We start from the raw sequence: 15,268 nt of genomic DNA, 5'->3' as shown, positions 1-15,268 counted from the left end.
GGCGCCATCCGGGGTTGGGTGTCCGGTGCGCGTGTGGAGGGACTTCAGGCCACGGAGACCACCGGGAGGGCGCGGTTTCCCGCCTCGGCTTCAGCCGCCACCGACTCATCATTGGCCGTGAAGAAGCGGTCGCACAGCCAGCCGGTCACAAAAAGCCACGCGCCGATGCTGAAGAACGGAATCAGGCCCGGAACCGTACTGCTGGCGTAAAACGCGGCAGCGGAAACGAACAGCAGGATGACCGTCCCGGCCAGGTGTCGGATGGCGAAGCGTGAAGACATCAGCAGGTACTGCGCCGGGGGCAGGTCGTACCGTGCGTACATGGGAAACAGGTAGCAGGCTGCACCGGCGGTGAAGATCGCAGAGATGAAGATCGCAGCGGCCACCAGTTGCGAGAAAAAGTCACCGGCCCTGGAGAAGTAGTTCCAGTTCATGGCCAGAGCCACCGCCACTGCCATCACCGGGACGGCCAGGGCATTGGCCCGGATGAAGTTCCTGAAGTACTCGGACGCGAAGCTCCGCACCAGGGGCGCGGCGTCACCCCTGGCGCGCTTCCGCACGGCGACCTGCGCCGCAGCGGTGGCAGGGCCTGCACCAAGGACGCCCAGACCGAGCAGTGTGAAGACGATCCACAGCAGGTTCAGGCAGGCAATCCACAGGAGGGTGTCAAAGAACGAGTAGGCCCGGGCACTGAATGATCCAGACAGCATGGCGCAGCTCCCTCATTTCTCCATCGTTGCAGAGGCGAAGACGGAAGTGGTCCGCGTCACGCCGGTAATCGGTTTCTCGAATCTAGACGCAGAATGACAGGGGCGTCAAGCCATTTTTTGAATCGTTACATTAGGTGGACTGCTCTCGGTGCCATAGCGCACACTGGTATGGGAAAGCGTTTGCTGACAGCGGGCAGGCGCCGCAGTTTTGTTTGCCCTGCAGGGCGGAGTGGAGAACCATGGCACCATCGACCGGCATCCCCAGCGTGGAAACGCCCGGGGAGGCTCTACTGGCACTGGCCGAGCGGAGAGCCACGGGCAGGACGACCCCGGGCCCGGCCGCCAGGGTGGCTTTGGTCGGGGTGCATGGCTTTGGCACCCACCACCTCCGCAACCTTGAACGCCTCCAGGCGGCAGGCGCCGTCGAACTCGTTGCTGTAGCCGATCCCCAACCTCCGGCAGCAGGATCGGTGCCTGCATCCGCCAACGTTTATCCGGCGCTGGATGAGCTGCTGGCTGCAACAAAGGATCTGGACCTGGTGATCGTGGCGACCCCCATCCAGACCCATGCCCCGCTCGCGCTGGCAGCTTTGGCCACCGGCGTTGACCTTTACCTGGAAAAGCCCCCGGTAGCCTCGCTTTCCGACTTCAACCGGCTCTGCGACGCCGCCGCGGCATCGGGCAGGAACGTACAGATCGGATTCCAGAGCCTCGGTTCACACGCCTTGCAGGCAATCGAAGACCTTTTGGCCGCCGGCACCATCGGCACCCTCCAGGGAATTTCGGCAACCGGCCGCTGGGTCCGGGACCGGGCGTATTACAAACGCTCGCGCTGGGCCGGAAAGCGCAGCATCAACGGGGTGGACGTGGTGGACGGCGTGGCAACCAACCCCTTGGCGCACGCTGTGGCGACCGCACTGAGGATTGCCGGCGCGCGGACAACGGCTGATGTGGCCTCCGTGGAGACCGAGCTGTACCGCGCCAATGACATCGAGTCGGATGACACGTCCGTGATCCGCATCCGCACAGCGTCCGGGCTGCCCATCACCTGCGCGTTGACCATTTGCGCCTCAGAGTCGGTGGAGCCGTACGTTACGCTCCAGGGCTCGGCAGGTACTGCCGTGTTCCACTACACGGAGGACCGCCTCACCATCAGTACTGCGGCCGGCACCACCGAGAAGTCGTACGGCCGCGACGACCTCACCGAAAACCTGCTGGCGTACGGCGGCGGCAGGGGTCCTCTGATCAGTCCGCTCCTGGACAGCGGGGCCTTCATGCTGGTCCTTGAAGCCATCCGGACCGCTCCGCTGCCCACGGCCATCGGCGATGCCCACGTCCGGTGGGAGGGCGACGGGGAAGCAGCCCACGCCGTCGTGGTTGATATCGAGGCAGCCCTTGAGCAAGCCGGCACCGGGCACGCCACGTTCAGCGAGCTGGGCCTGCCGTGGGCAACATCGGCACCCCACCTCTTCAGCCTGCCGGCTTCCTGATGCGACAGCAGCCCGCAAAGACGGCGGCGCCTTCCGAAACTCCCGTCATTCCGCGGGGCCAGCTGCACGCAGTGAACCTGCTGACGGAGGGACTTCCCGCGTGCCTGACGGCAACGCCGCGCCCCACCTTCAGCTGGCAGCTTGCCCAGCCGGGAGACGCCGATCCCGCGCGGGCCCTGCAGACCGGGTACGAGCTTGTGGTGGAGGACTCCAGGGGGATGAAGTTCTGGGGTTCCGGAGCTGTCCCCTCCCCGGCCCGGCGCGGCGTCCGGTATGACGGTCCGGCGCTCGACGACGACGCAGACTATGCGTGGCGCGTGCAGATCCGCGACGCAGCAGGACAGCCCGGGAAATGGTCCGACGCGCAGCCTTTCAGCACCGGGCTCCCGGACTCCGCCTGGCAGGCGGACTGGATCCGGCGCGCCCCCGGCGGCCGCGCGCCCCTGGAGATCCTGGACGGCGCGCTCCGCGTGGCCGGTTCCCCTTTCCTTCCGGTTCCCTGCCCGCCGGCCGCGGCCTTTCGCCTGGAAGCACGCGTCCGGCCGGTAATGGGATGGGCCGGACTCATCCTGCGCAGCAGCGGCCCCGGAACCGGCCTTCTGCTGGAACTCAATACCGCGGGCGAGGTGATACTCCGCCACGTTCCGGAGTGGGAGATTCCCGCCCCGGGAGTCCCGGAAACCGCGGTGCTGGCCAGGGCGAAGGCAGACCGGAACCTGGATGTCCGCCAGGCCCGGCTCCCTGGCAAGGACCTCGTTTCCGGCTCCTGGCAGGACCTGGTGGTCACTGACGACGGAAACAGCATCACCGTAACCCTGGACGGGGTGGAACTGCTGGTGCTGCACGAGCCCACAGCTCCAGGACACACAGGGAAGCTGGCCCTGCACCAGGGACCGCGAAGCCAGGCGGAGTACGCTTCCCTGCGCATCAGCAGCGCCGGCCAGGGCGTTTCCGGCGCCAACAACGTTGACGGCGCTGTCCTGCTGGACCACCGCTTTGACGGCAGCGAGGACCACGCCCGCGCCTGCCTGGCGCATTGGGCCACCACCACGGCGCACCGCCAGCCTGATGAATGGACCTTGTTCCGGACCTCCCTTGAGCTCACCGGCACAGTGCGACGCGCGCGCTTGTTCGTGGCGGCCAACCACCATGCACAACTCTCCCTGGCCGGAACCTCCTGCCTGGCCACCACGTCCTTTGGCTACCCGGGGGAAGGCTATTACGACGCCGCAGATGTGACCGAACTGCTCGCCGCGCAACCGCCGGAAACGCCTGTCCCGCTCACTGCCCTGTTCCACTGGTACGGGCCGGGCCAGGGCCGCGCGGCAGGCCTCCCGGGCCTCCTCGTCCATGTCAGCGTGCAGTACATCGACGGCCGCCGTGAAGTGTTCGGCTCCGGGCCGGACTGGTCCGCTGGCGAGGCACCCTACCGGCAGTCGGGCTACCGCAACGACGAGGGCGACCCCGTGGAACACCTGGACGGCCACGCCGCCGGGTCCCTGGCTGCCGCCGGCGCGCTGCCGGCTGCCATCAGCTACGGCCCCCACCCCGCGCCGGAGTTTCCCCGACTGCACCCGCGCCGCACCGTCCTGTCCGAGGAATTTGTTGCACCCCAGGCGTTCCTGACGGCCGACGACGGCACCATGGTGGCGGACTTCGGCCAGGTTCTTCCAGGGCGCCCCGAGGTGGACTTCCTGGCGGGCGTTCCCGGCCGCACCCTGATGATCCGTGCCGGCTATGCGCTCCGGCCCGACGGCCGGGTGGACGCCGGGAAGACAGCAAGCCAGAACACGGACATGTCCTTCCCGTACACACAGGCGGCCGGGCCTCAGCAATTCAGCGCCACCGTGCACCTGGGCCTCCGCTACCTGGAGCTTCCGGGGGTGGAGGCAGCGGAGGTATCACGCGTGGGCGCTGTGGTGGTCCACGGCTGCCATCCGGGCGAGGGAAGCTTCAGCAGCTCCGACCCCGTACTGGACGCAGTCTTCACGCTTCTCCGTGATTCGGCGCTGTACGGCGTCCAGGAACAGTTTGTGGACACCCCCACCCGGGAAAAGGGCCAGTTCCTTGCGGACGCGGTGAACATTTCCTACGCCACCATGGCCCTCTTCGGAGAGCACACCTACACGGCCCAGGCGCTGCGGGAGTTCGGCTGGTCCGCGCTCCGCTACTGGGCGGACGGCGACGACAGGGGCCGCTACAACGCCGTCTACCCTAACGGGGACGGCAAGCGCGACATCCCGGATTTCTCCCTCATGCTCCCCGAGTGGGCGGAGGAGTACCACCTGCGCACTGGAGACCTTGCCCTGGTACGGGAATTGCTGCCGCACCTGTGCAACACCGCCGACTACGCGTTGCGGTACATCCCGGCAGAAGGTCCGACGGCGGGACTGGTCACCCGCCTGGGTGGCGGCTCCGGCCCCTACCTGCACGGCATCGTGGACTGGCCGGAACCGGGCCGGTTCGGCTATGACATGGACTGCGCGGCCAAGACCACCGTCAACGCCCAGGCATATTCGGCACTGGTGTCCGCGGCCCGGCTCTGCAGCCTTGCGGGCAACCATGAGGCCGCCATCCGCTACGGTTCCTCTGCACGGCTCCTGGCCAGCGAGATCCGCACCCGCCTGCGCGTGGACGGGATCATGGTGGACGGCCTCCATGCCGACGGCACACCCAGCCCGCATGCCTCACAGCACGCCACGTCCTTCCCGCTCTCCCTGGGCATCACGGGCAGGCAATTCGCCGACGCCGACGGGCAGCGGCTTGCCGGCATGGGCATGAAGCAGGGGCCGCTGACCGTCCACCGGCTGGTCCGTGCGCTGCTCTCCCAAGGCTTGACAGACGCCGTGCTGGATCTCCTGACGGACAAGGACCAGCCCGGCTGGGCACAGCTCCTGGAACGCGGCGCCACCTTCACCTGGGAGGCCTGGGACCTGGCGGACGGAACCGACTACAGCCAGTCACACGCCTGGTCCGCTTCCGTGGTCAAGGAGATCCTGGAACACCTGCTCGGTGTCCGGTACACCTCGCCCGGAGGCTCCGAACTGCTCATCCAGCCGCCGCTGTGCCGGCTGGCCCATGCCCGCGGCACCGTCCCCGCAGGCAACGGCCTCGTGGAGGCCAGCTGGAGCCGGGAGGACGGACTGGTACGCCTGGAGTGCACAGTGCCGGCGGGCACTACAGCGATCGTCCGGCTGCCCGCCGGCACCTACGGAATCAAGGGGCCGACGCCGGATGCCGCCGTCGTGCCTTCCGCCGCCGGCAGCGGGGCTGCTGCCGGGGACGCCCCGGGCGCGCACCCAACGCGCGATTACAGGGTGCACGCCGGGACCTGGACCTTCACGCCCAGGGCGGCCATGGCGTAGCCGCCAAGAGTGGTCAGAGGAGGGAGCTCTTTGCCTCGTCCATGGCCTTCTTCGCCGCGTCCTGGGGGGACAACCGGCTGAAGTGGACCTCCAGCGAGTAACGGGTCAGGACCTCTACCGCTGCTGCGGAACCGGCAGGTGGCACAGGAACGGCGTTGCCCAGTTCGTCCGAAATCTCGTCGATGAACTCAGCGGTCTTGGCGTCAGCAGGGCTCAGCTTGGAAGCCACGGCCTCGCGGATGTCGGAGTTGGCCGGGATGCCCCGGTCCGCGAGGCTTATCTCGCCGGCGGCGGAATTGTTGGTGACAAAGTCGATGAACTTCTGAGCTTCCGCCGGGTGCTTGGTCCTGGAACTGGCGGACCAGAACATGGACGACTTGTAGAACTGCTCGGCTTCGGCTGCCTTGCCCGCCACGCTCGGCGGCCGCCGGATCTCCAGGTCCTGCCCGGAGGCTTTGCTCAGGGCGCCCAACTGGTTGGACCAGTACATGTTCATGGCAAACCGGTTGGTGGACAGGCCCTGCTGGTCAACGGACGCACTGGCATCCTCGGTAATCACCGACGCCGGGGGCACGGCCTTGGAGTCGCGCATCTTTGCCTGGTACTCGTACCAGGCGGTGAGGGCGGCCTCATCAAAGCCCAGCTCACCATCCGGAGTAAACAACGACTTCCCGTGCTGCCGGAACCACAGGTTGGCCGCGGCGTCGCTGTTCACCTGGCCCGTCCCGTAGACGCCGTCAGGGCTGGCGGCGGTGATGGCTGCCGCTGTTTTGTTAAGGTCCTCCCACGTCCAGGTCTCATCATCAGGCAGGGGCACGCCGCTGGCGGAAACCAGCGCGGGATTCGCCAGTACCACCATGGCGTTAACGCCGCTGGTCACCCCATACTGCTTGCCGTCCACTTTGCCGGAGTCCGCCACGGGCTGGTCGAACGTGGAGAGGTCCACGTCCTTCAGCTCCAGCAGTGCCCCACGTTCGGAGTACTCACCAAGGTAGGCGGCATCCATCTGGATGATGTCCGGGGCATCCTGCGAGGCCACCTGGGTGGCCAGCTTGTCCCAGTAGCCGCTCCAGTCGCCGTACTCCCCCTCGACATTGATGTTGGGATTTTCCGCCTCAAAGGCCGCTATCAGCTTTTCCGTCATCTTGTGCCGTATGTCGGAGCCCCACCAGCTGAACCGCAGGGTGACGGGACCATCGGAAGCGGCTTCCGGAGAACTGCCGCAGCCGGTAAGAACCAGTGAGAGCACTGCTGCTGCAGCAGCAGCTTTGGGCAGCATGGACTTTTGTGCGCGAAACATCATTGTTTGTCCTTTGGCGCGGGGTTGCTGAGACCAGGTAGAAACCGGTTTCCACAGCCTAGGTGTGAGGCAGCGCACACGTCAAGGATTCGCGGACCCGCGTTTCCTGCCGCTTCAGTCTGCCCGGCGGCCGCCCTTTTCAGGCCGGATGGATCCTGGTCCGGCGTGCGTGCCGCCACAGCAGCAGTCCAATGACGGCGGCCGAGAGCATGCCCAGCCCGCCGGTGACCACTAGGCCGGTGCGCACTCCAAACTGCTCCGTGAGCCAGCCCGCCAGGAGTCCGCCCACTGCGTGCCCGCCCAGCAGGAGCGGAAGGTAGAGGGCCATCACCCGGCCCCGGATCTCTGGCCCGGCTTCAAGCTGCACGGCAGTGGCAGCGCTGGTAAGGAACAGGAGGGTCATCAGGCCCACCACAACCAACATGACAATGAAGAGGACGAGGTTGGGCATCAGGGCCGCCACCAGCTGGGAGAGCCCGAAGAGGCCTGCCGCCAACACGATCCCCTTCCGGCCCAGGCTCCGCAGCCGGGCGGCCAGCAGGGCGCCGGCCAGGGCTCCGATGGCGCTGACAGTGTTGAACAGGCCGAAGCCTTCAACTCCGTTGTGCCATACCCGCTCGGCGAAGGCTGCCAGCACCACCGGTCCGTTCATGCCGAACATGCCCAGCAGTCCGGCCAGGGCAATGACCAGCAGCAAGGAGGGCCGTTCCCGGACATAACGGAACCCGGCCAGCAACTGGCCCCTTCCCCGTTCCGCCGGGATACTCGGGTGCAGCTCGGCCGGGCGGATAGCCGCGATCAGGCACAGCACCAGCAGGCAAAGCAGTGAGTTCGCCGCAAAAGCCGCGGCTGATCCTGCCTGGGCAATAACCAGCCCGGCCAGCGCAGGGCCCGCCATGGCGCCGAGCTGGCCGATCGCGTTGTTGAGGCCGATGGCGGGCCTGAGCCCTGCGTCGCCAACAACTTCGTTGACGAAGACCTGAGTGGCGGGCTGGTTGATGGCCGAGGTTACTCCCAGCGCCACGCAACTGGCGTACACAGCCCACACCGTGATGGTCCCGCTCGCAACCCACGCGGCCAGGCCCAGGGCCAGAAGGGCAACCACGGCCTGGCAGACCATCATGATCCGGCGTTTCGGAAACATGTCCACGAGCAGGCCGCTGAGGGGTCCCACGATCAGCATCGGCAGGAACTGCAGTGCCACCGCCACGCCCACCGCGGCGGGGCTGCCGGTCAACTGGAGCACCAGCCAGTCCTGGGCGAGCCGCTGCATCCATACTCCGACGCTCCCGGTCAACACCAGGGCCAGGAAAAGGCGGTAGTTCCGATGCGTCAGCGGCTGGTACCAGGCCGGCTGGTTTTTGGGAGTGCGGAGGGACTGTTCGGAACGTTGGCGCTCGGAAGGCACGTGCTTCAGGCGCGGCTGGAGCGCAGTTTGACTGCCGCGGCGGCGAGGATCAGGGTGCCTGGGACCACCACGAAGAGTGCCGCCAGCATCCAGACAAATACCACTGCACCGAAGAGCGCGGCCGCCAGCAGGAGGGACCCGGTCCAGTCCCGCAGGGACAACGTCTGTGCGGTTTCGAGCGCGGAACGCCAGGCGCTGCGGCCATCGGTCCCGGAGCCGGCCGCGTCGGACCAGGCGGCGGCGGCGCGCAGCAGCAGGATGGCCGCGCCGGCTGCCAGGATCAGGGTGGCAGGCAGCACCACTTCCCGGCCGGGAAGCTGCCCCACCCACGCGAGCAAAAGGTTGAGGACAATCACGACGGCGGCCACCGCCGTCGTGATTCCAAGCTTCCAGCTGCCGGGCAGGGCAGCCTTGAAGATTCCCCAGAGGCCGCGGACGGAATCGTCGCGGCCTGAGAGGTGGCGTTCCAGGTGGGCGATCCCTGCCGCGTAGGCGGCGGGGATCGTCACCAGCGGAATGGACAGCACCAGCACCAGCACCCCGGCCAGGAGCGTCTCGGAGAACAACGCGAAGCGGTTTACCGGGACGGGTTCGTGGTGGTTGGGGGCGGGGGTGGTGCTGTCCATGACGCTCATTTTCTGTCTCGGGTTTCCGTGGCCGTCAGCCCTTGAGGCCCTGGGTGGAGACGCCTTCAACAATGTACCGCTGGAACACCAGGAAGAAGATCAGCACCGGCAGCAGGGCCAGGACGGACATGGCGATCATCGCGCCGTAGTCCGAGCTCTGGGTCTGGTCCACGAAGAGGCGCAGCGCCAGCGGCAGCGGGTACTTGTCCGGGGTGTTCAGGTAGAGCAGCGGGCCCAGGAAGTCATTCCAGCTCCAGATGAAGGAGAAGATCGACGTCGAAATCAGGGCCGGCTTCATCAGCGGCAGCATGATGGAGGTAAAGATCCGGACGTGCCCGGCGCCGTCGATCCTCGCGGCCTCATCCAGCTCAGCCGGCAGGTTGCGCATGAACTGGACCATGAGGAACACGAAGAACGCGTCAGCGGCGAGGAACTTGCCGATCAGCAGTGGAACGTAGGTGTCCACGAGGCCCAACTGCTGGAACACGATGTACTGCGGGATGATCACCACGTGGAACGGCAGGAGCAGGGTGGCGATCATCATGCCGAAGAAGATGCTGCGGCCCGGGAACTTGATCCTGGCGAACGCGTAGGCAGACACGCTCGCGGAGAGGATGGTTCCGACGACGGCGCCGATGGCCAGGATCAGCGAGTTGGTGAAGAACTGCAGGGTGGAAACGCCGCCGATGCCGTCCATGGCCGTGACGAAGTTGTCGAAGCTGAAGTTGTTGGACCACAGCGAGGTGTTGGAGCCGCCGATTTCCGAGTTGGGCTTGAAGGACGAGGCAATCATCCACAGGCCCGGGTACAGGACCACGGCCGTGAGGGCGAGGGCCACTGCGTGGAAGATGGCGCTCTTGACGCGCTTGGTCCCGGCTGATTCGGACTTGGGGTTGTAGTGCGCCAACTGTGCGTCCGGGAGGGACTGGGTGGGGGTTGCCATGGTTGTCATTTCGCATCACCGCTGTAGTGGACCCAGGACTTGGACGTGCGGAAGAAGATCAGGGTGATGATGCCGACAACGATCACCAGGAGCCAGGCCATCGCCGAGGCGTAGCCCATCCGGAAGTCGCTGAAGCCCCGCAGGTACAGGTAGAGGGTGTAGAAGAGGGTGGATCCGGCAGGGCCGCCTTCACCGTTGGAGATGATGTACGCCGAGGCGAAGATCTGGAAGGCGTGGATGGTTTCCATCAGCAGGTTGAAGAAGATCACCGGGGAGAGCATGGGCCAGGTGATGTTGAAGAATTTCCGCACCGGGCCGGCACCGTCCATTGACGCCGCTTCGTAAAGCTCGTTCGGGATCTGCTTGAGGCCGGCGAGGAAGATCACCATCGGGGCACCGAACTGCCAGACGGTCAGCAGGATGAACATCGGCATCGTCATGGCCGGGTTGCCCACCCAGCCGCCCAGGTTGATCCCGAAGAATGAAAGGCCCTGGTCCACCGGGCCGGCGTCGCCGAACATGGCTTTCCAGACGATGGCGATGGAGACGGACGCGCCGATCAGGGACGGGGCGTAGAAGGCAGAGCGGTAGAAACCCTGGCCGCGGCGCTTGCTGTTCAGCAGCATGGCCACCGCCAGTGCCGCTGCGAGTTTCAGCGGGGTACCGAAGACCACATAGCTCACGGTCACACCCACCGACTGCAGGAACCGTTCGTCCTGGAAGAGGGTGGTGTAGTTGTCCAGGCCGATCCACTTGGGCGGCTCGAACAGGTTGTAGTTGGTGAAGGACAGGTAGAGCGAGGAAATCATGGGCCCAACAGTGAGGGCGATGAATCCCAGCAGCCAGGGCAGCAGGAAGGTGTAGCCAGCGCGGGCATCCGCCCCCCGCTGCCGCGACTTGCGCGGCAGCTGGGAGCCGGACTGTGCCGAACGCCTGCTCAGTGTTGGGCTTTGAGTCACGAGTTCATTCCGTCAGTTGTGAAGGCCTTGATCAGACGATGGGCCTGATCAGGCGTTCTGCTTGATGAGGTCTTCGGCTTCCTTGAACCATGCGTCGGCTGCGCCGTCGATGGTCAGCTTGCCGTAGTTGAGGTCTGAGCTGACGCGCTTGAAGGAGGCTTCGAGGGTACCGAAACCAACAATGGGCGGCTCGGGGGCGTCCTTGAGGTACTGCTCGATGGACTTCTCGTAATCCACCACGAGCTTGTCCGTGCCTTCGAAGGTTGTGCCGTCACGCTGGGTCTTGGACGCCGGAACACCGCGGGAGGTCTTGAAGATCTGGCCAACCTCGGGATCGTTGACCATGAAGTCGATGAAGCGCGCGGCGGCGTCCTTGTACTTGGTCTTGGCGCTGGCAACCATGAGCATGGAAGGCTTGAGGAACAGGCCCAGGTTGTCCGGATCATCAGACGGGACGGGAGCAAGTTTAAGTTCCTTGGCGCCGCTGTCCGCGAGGTAGCCGGCCATGAAGTTATCCCAGGTGACTTCCGTTGCGGTGACGTTCGAGCCGAACGGCGACTTGGGGGCGAGCTGGGTGACGCGTTCTTCGGAAATGATGGCCGGGGTGCCGCGAAGGGCAGCCGTCTGGTTCCACCACTTCTTCATGTCGTCCTTGGTGAAGCCGAGCTTGCCGTCCTCGGTGAAGGCCTCGATGTTGTTCTGGCGCAGCCAGATGTTGAACATCCACCACACACCGGTGTAGTCGGTGCTGCCGAAGATCTCGCCGTTGCTCTTGGTGCCGACTTCGGTCAGGAACTCATTGAACTCTTTGTAGGTCCAGGTGCCGTCCGGCTCCGCGATACCCAGCGAAGCGAGCTTGGCGGGGTCGTAGTACACGGCGAAGGCATTGGTGCTGGTGGGGATGCCGTAGGTCTTGCCCTTGATCTGGCCGGAAGGCAGGAGGGACTTGTCGAAGGCGTCGGTGTTGATGTCCACGGTGCCCAGGTCCAGGAGCTGGTTGCGCTGGCCGTAGTCCCGCAGGTAGGAAAGGTCCCACTGCATGACGTCAGGCAGGCCGCCGCCGGCTGCCTCGGTGGCGCGCTTCTGCCAGTACCCGGCGAAGTCGGTGAAGTTGCCGTTGACCTTGATGTCCGGGTTCTTGCCCTCGAACAGCGCAATGGCCTTGCGGGTACGCTCGGCACGGTCGTCGTTGCCCCACCAGGTGTAGTTAATGGTCACGGGGTTTTCCGCGGAGCCAGTTTCTCCGGCGCTTGTGCTTGCCCCGTTACCGCAGGCCGCCAGTGCTGCGGCAGATGCGGTGCCGACGGCTACGGTGGTGAGGAAATGCCTTCTGTTGATCATGGGAGCCTCCTTGCTCAATGTGTGCAATCCCTGATCTCATCTACAACGCAAGTAGTGAGCTGGCTTACACGGCTTCTGAAACGATACAATATCTTCAATCGCGGAAATGGGCAAGCGTTTTCCAATGACGTGATTTTCCTCCCGCTTCCATCCTCGCAGCAGACAAAGGAGTCCCATGACCAAGCAGGCAAGCCCAGTCCCGGCCAGCGTTTGGACAACCATCGAGGGCATGGGTTTCGGCGGTGACTACAACCCGGAGCAGTGGCCCGTGAGCGTCCGGTTGGAGGATCTGGAGCTGATGCAGGAAGCAGGCGTGAACTTCCTGAGCGTCGGGATCTTTTCCTGGGCACTGCTGGAACCTGCCGAAGGCAAGTACGACTTCGCTTGGCTCGACGAGGTGATGGACAACCTCCACAGCATCGGGGTCAAGGTAGCCCTGGCCACCGCCACGGCCGCTCCCCCGGCCTGGCTGGTCCGCAAGCATCCGGAAATCCTGCCGGTGATTGCTGACGGGACCGTGCTGGGACCGGGCTCGCGGCGGCACTACACACCGTCGTCGGCCGTCTACCGGGAGTACGCCACGGGCATCACGCGCGTGCTGGCGGAACGGTACAAGGACCACCCCGCGCTGGCGCTGTGGCACGTGGACAACGAACTGGGCTGCCACGTCTCGGAGTTTTACGGTGCAGAAGATGCCGCTGCGTTCCGCCTCTGGCTGGAGCGCAGGTACGGCAGCATCGATGCGCTCAACGCTGCCTGGGGCACGGCTTTCTGGTCCCAGAACTATGGCTCGTTCGACGAGATCCTGCCGCCCGGCGTCGCGCCGTCCACCCTGAACCCGGGGCAGCAACTGGACTTCCAGCGCTTCAACTCCTGGGCGCTGATGGATTATTACCGTGAACTCGTTGCGGTCCTGCGCGAAGTCACCCCCGCAGTCCCCTGCACCACCAATCTCATGGCCTCAAGTGCCACCAAGTCCATGGACTACTTTGACTGGGCGAAGGACCTGGATGTCATCGCCAACGACCACTACCTGGTGGCGGCAGATCCGGAACGGCACATCGAACTCGCGTTCAGCGCCGACCTTACCCGGGGCATCGCAGGAGGTGACCCGTGGATCCTGATGGAACATTCGACGTCGGCTGTCAACTGGCAGCCGCGCAACCAGCCCAAGATGCCCGGCGAAATGCTCCGCAATTCGCTCGCCCATGTTGCCCGCGGCGCTGACGCGGTGATGTTCTTCCAGTGGCGGCAAAGCTTTGCCGGCTCAGAAAAGTTCCACTCGGCAATGGTGCCGCACGGCGGCCGGGACACCCGGGTATGGCGGGAGGTCGTGGACCTGGGAGCCGCGCTCCAGCTGCTGGCTCCGGTCCGCGGCTCACGGGTGGAGTCACGGGCTGCCATCGTTTTCGACTACGAAGCCTGGTGGGCCAGCGAGATCGATTCGAAGCCGAGCATCGACGTTCGGTACCTGGACCTGCTGCGGGCCTTCCACCGCTCACTGTTCCTGCGGGGCGTTTCCGTGGACATGGTGCATCCGTCATCGTCGCTGGAGGAATACGACCTGGTGCTCGTATGCACGCTGTACTCGGTGACCGATGACGCTGCGGCCAATATCGCGAATGCCGCCGCGGCCGGTGCGACTGTCCTGGTCAGCTACTTCAGCGGAATTGCGGATGAGAAGGACCATGTGCGGCTGGGCGGCTACCCTGGGGCGTTCCGCGAACTCCTGGGCGTTCGCGTTGAAGAATTCCATCCGCTGCTGGCCGGGTCGCAGCTGAAGCTGAGTGACGGCACGGTGTCCTCGATCTGGAGCGAGCACGTCCACCTTGAGGGTGCTGAGGCTGTCCAGACGTTTACGGAGTACCCGCTGGAGGGCGTACCGTCCCTGACCCGGCAAACCGTGGGCGCCGGCGCCGCCTGGTACCTGGCCACCTTCCCCGACCGGGACGGCATCGAGTCCCTGGTGGACCGGTTGCTGGCCGAGTCGAAGGTTTCTGCAGTTGCTGAAGCCGATCCGGGAGTGGAACTTGCCCGGCGGCGCTCAGCTGACGGTGGCAGCTTCCTGTTCGCCATCAACCACAGCCGGGCCGCTGCGACTGTACGGGCCTCCGGGACGGATGTGCTCTCCGGCGAGCGGTTCACCGGCAGCGTGGAAGCCGGGCGCGTTGCGGTGATCGCCGAGGACTAAGGCATGGATGCACGACGGCGGCGCCTCCTTGGGCGTCGCGGTTGTTCCTCTGTAGCACCTCAGGGCGGGGGCACTGCCCGCCGCACCGACGTTCGCGGTTCGTAAGCCCGCGGGTTTTCCACATACAGCTTTTGGCAGCGGTTTAATGTCGGCCCCTGCTGGAAGACTTTGTTCATGGAAGTGGTACAGGGGCGGGCAGGGGCACTGCCGACGATGCAGGCGGCGGCCAGTCACCCGGTGCCTGCGGCCGGAATGCTCCTTGGATCCGGTGAGTTGCGGGTTCCTGGCGCCCTGTCCGTTGCGGATGCCTCGAGGACTTTGGCGTCGGTTCCGGTCGCGGATGACGGTCCGGGGATGATCGACCAGTTGAGGGCGCTTGAGGATCTGAAGTCGCTGGCGGCCGCGAAGCAGGCGGAAATAGCTGTCGCTTTTGATGCTGTTCGGCGGCGGGAGCAGGCCGCGGCAGGTGTTCGGGCGGATGAGCTCGGCGCCGGGGTTGGTGCTGAGATCGCGTTGGCGCGGCGGGAGTCCCCGGCCCGGGGCGGCCGGCTCCTGGGGCTGGCAAAAGCGCTGGCTACCGAGATGCCCCACACGCTCGCGGCCCTGCGGTCCGGGCAACTGAACGAGTGGCGGGTCACCCTTATTGTGAAGGAAACCGCGTGCCTGTCCGCCGAGGACCGCTGCGCCGTGGATGAGGAAATCGCCGCGGACACCGGCACCCTTGCCGGCGCCGGGGACCGTGCCGTCATTGCCGCGGTGCGGGCGGCAGCGTACCGGCGGGACCCGGGCTCGGTCGCGAAACGGGCCGGCCACGCCATCAGTGATCGGACCGTGACTCTCCGGCCGGCACCGGACACCATGACCCGCCTGACCGCCCTGCTGCCCGTGGCGCAGGGTGTCGCTGTCTTTGCGGCCCTCACCCGGCACGCAGACAG

General features: G+C 65.7%; 11 protein-coding genes. 4 read left to right on the top strand and 7 right to left on the bottom strand.

From position 1 onward, the window contains the following. Nucleotides 1–44: 44 nt before the first annotated feature. The gene (locus CXX84_RS18300; protein ID WP_102978154.1) at nt 45–710 is read right to left on the bottom strand and encodes a YesL family protein; all 666 of its coding nucleotides are present in this window, start codon (nt 708–710) and stop codon (nt 45–47) included. Nucleotides 711–949: 239 nt separating this feature from the next. Here CXX84_RS18300 and CXX84_RS18295 point away from each other — a divergent pair, with 239 nt between their 5' ends. Together CXX84_RS18295 and CXX84_RS18290 are read left to right on the top strand one after the other, a co-directional pair. Next, a complete protein-coding gene (locus CXX84_RS18295; RefSeq protein ID WP_102978153.1) occupies nt 950–2,200 on the top strand; it encodes a Gfo/Idh/MocA family protein in 1,251 nt (416 codons plus the stop codon). Then, nucleotides 2,200–5,565 (top strand): family 78 glycoside hydrolase catalytic domain, encoded by a 3,366-nt coding sequence (locus CXX84_RS18290; protein ID WP_102978152.1) that lies wholly within the window; start codon nt 2,200–2,202, stop codon nt 5,563–5,565. The genes CXX84_RS18295 and CXX84_RS18290 overlap by 1 nt, the downstream gene beginning before the upstream one ends. A 13-nt stretch (nt 5,566–5,578) precedes the next feature. Here CXX84_RS18290 and CXX84_RS18285 read toward each other — a convergent pair whose 3' ends face one another. The 6 genes from CXX84_RS18285 to CXX84_RS18260 form a co-directional block, all read right to left on the bottom strand. Further along, the gene (locus CXX84_RS18285; RefSeq protein ID WP_102978151.1) at nt 5,579–6,868 is read right to left on the bottom strand and encodes an ABC transporter substrate-binding protein; all 1,290 of its coding nucleotides are present in this window, start codon (nt 6,866–6,868) and stop codon (nt 5,579–5,581) included. A gap of 136 nt (nt 6,869–7,004) precedes the next feature. Beyond that, nucleotides 7,005–8,273 carry an MFS transporter gene (locus CXX84_RS18280; RefSeq protein ID WP_102978150.1) on the bottom strand — a complete coding sequence of 423 codons (1,269 nt, stop codon included), beginning with the start codon at nt 8,271–8,273 and terminating at the stop codon, nt 7,005–7,007. A 5-nt stretch (nt 8,274–8,278) separates the two neighbouring features. After that, nucleotides 8,279–8,908: a Poxvirus protein I5 gene (locus tag CXX84_RS18275; protein WP_102978149.1), complete on the bottom strand. Its 630-nt coding sequence runs from the start codon at nt 8,906–8,908 to the stop codon at nt 8,279–8,281. Nucleotides 8,909–8,933: 25 nt separating this feature from the next. Further along, the gene (locus CXX84_RS18270) at nt 8,934–9,851 is read right to left on the bottom strand and encodes a carbohydrate ABC transporter permease (protein WP_102978148.1); all 918 of its coding nucleotides are present in this window, start codon (nt 9,849–9,851) and stop codon (nt 8,934–8,936) included. Continuing rightward, a complete protein-coding gene (locus CXX84_RS18265; protein WP_102978147.1) occupies nt 9,848–10,801 on the bottom strand; it encodes a carbohydrate ABC transporter permease in 954 nt (317 codons plus the stop codon). The genes CXX84_RS18270 and CXX84_RS18265 overlap by 4 nt, the downstream gene beginning before the upstream one ends. 48 nt (nt 10,802–10,849) lie before the next feature. Then, nucleotides 10,850–12,142, bottom strand: coding sequence for an ABC transporter substrate-binding protein (locus CXX84_RS18260; protein ID WP_102978146.1), 1,293 nt, complete (start codon nt 12,140–12,142; stop codon nt 10,850–10,852). Between the two features lie 175 nt (nt 12,143–12,317). On the opposite strand from CXX84_RS18260, the gene CXX84_RS18255 reads away from it, so the two are divergent. Continuing rightward, on the top strand, nt 12,318–14,333 hold the full coding sequence (locus CXX84_RS18255) for a beta-galactosidase (RefSeq protein ID WP_102978145.1): 2,016 nt from the start codon (nt 12,318–12,320) through the stop codon (nt 14,331–14,333). A gap of 174 nt (nt 14,334–14,507) precedes the next feature. After that, on the top strand, nt 14,508–15,268 hold a 761-nt coding region (locus CXX84_RS18250), incomplete at its 3' end, for a DUF222 domain-containing protein (RefSeq protein ID WP_223253159.1).

Origin of the sequence: Arthrobacter sp. AFG7.2, assembly GCF_002892835.1 — a bacterium.
Classification (GTDB): Bacteria; Actinomycetota; Actinomycetes; order Actinomycetales; family Micrococcaceae; genus Arthrobacter.
The sequence above is the reverse complement of the archived record's forward strand: the minus strand, read 5'-3'. Positions and strand labels throughout refer to the sequence as shown.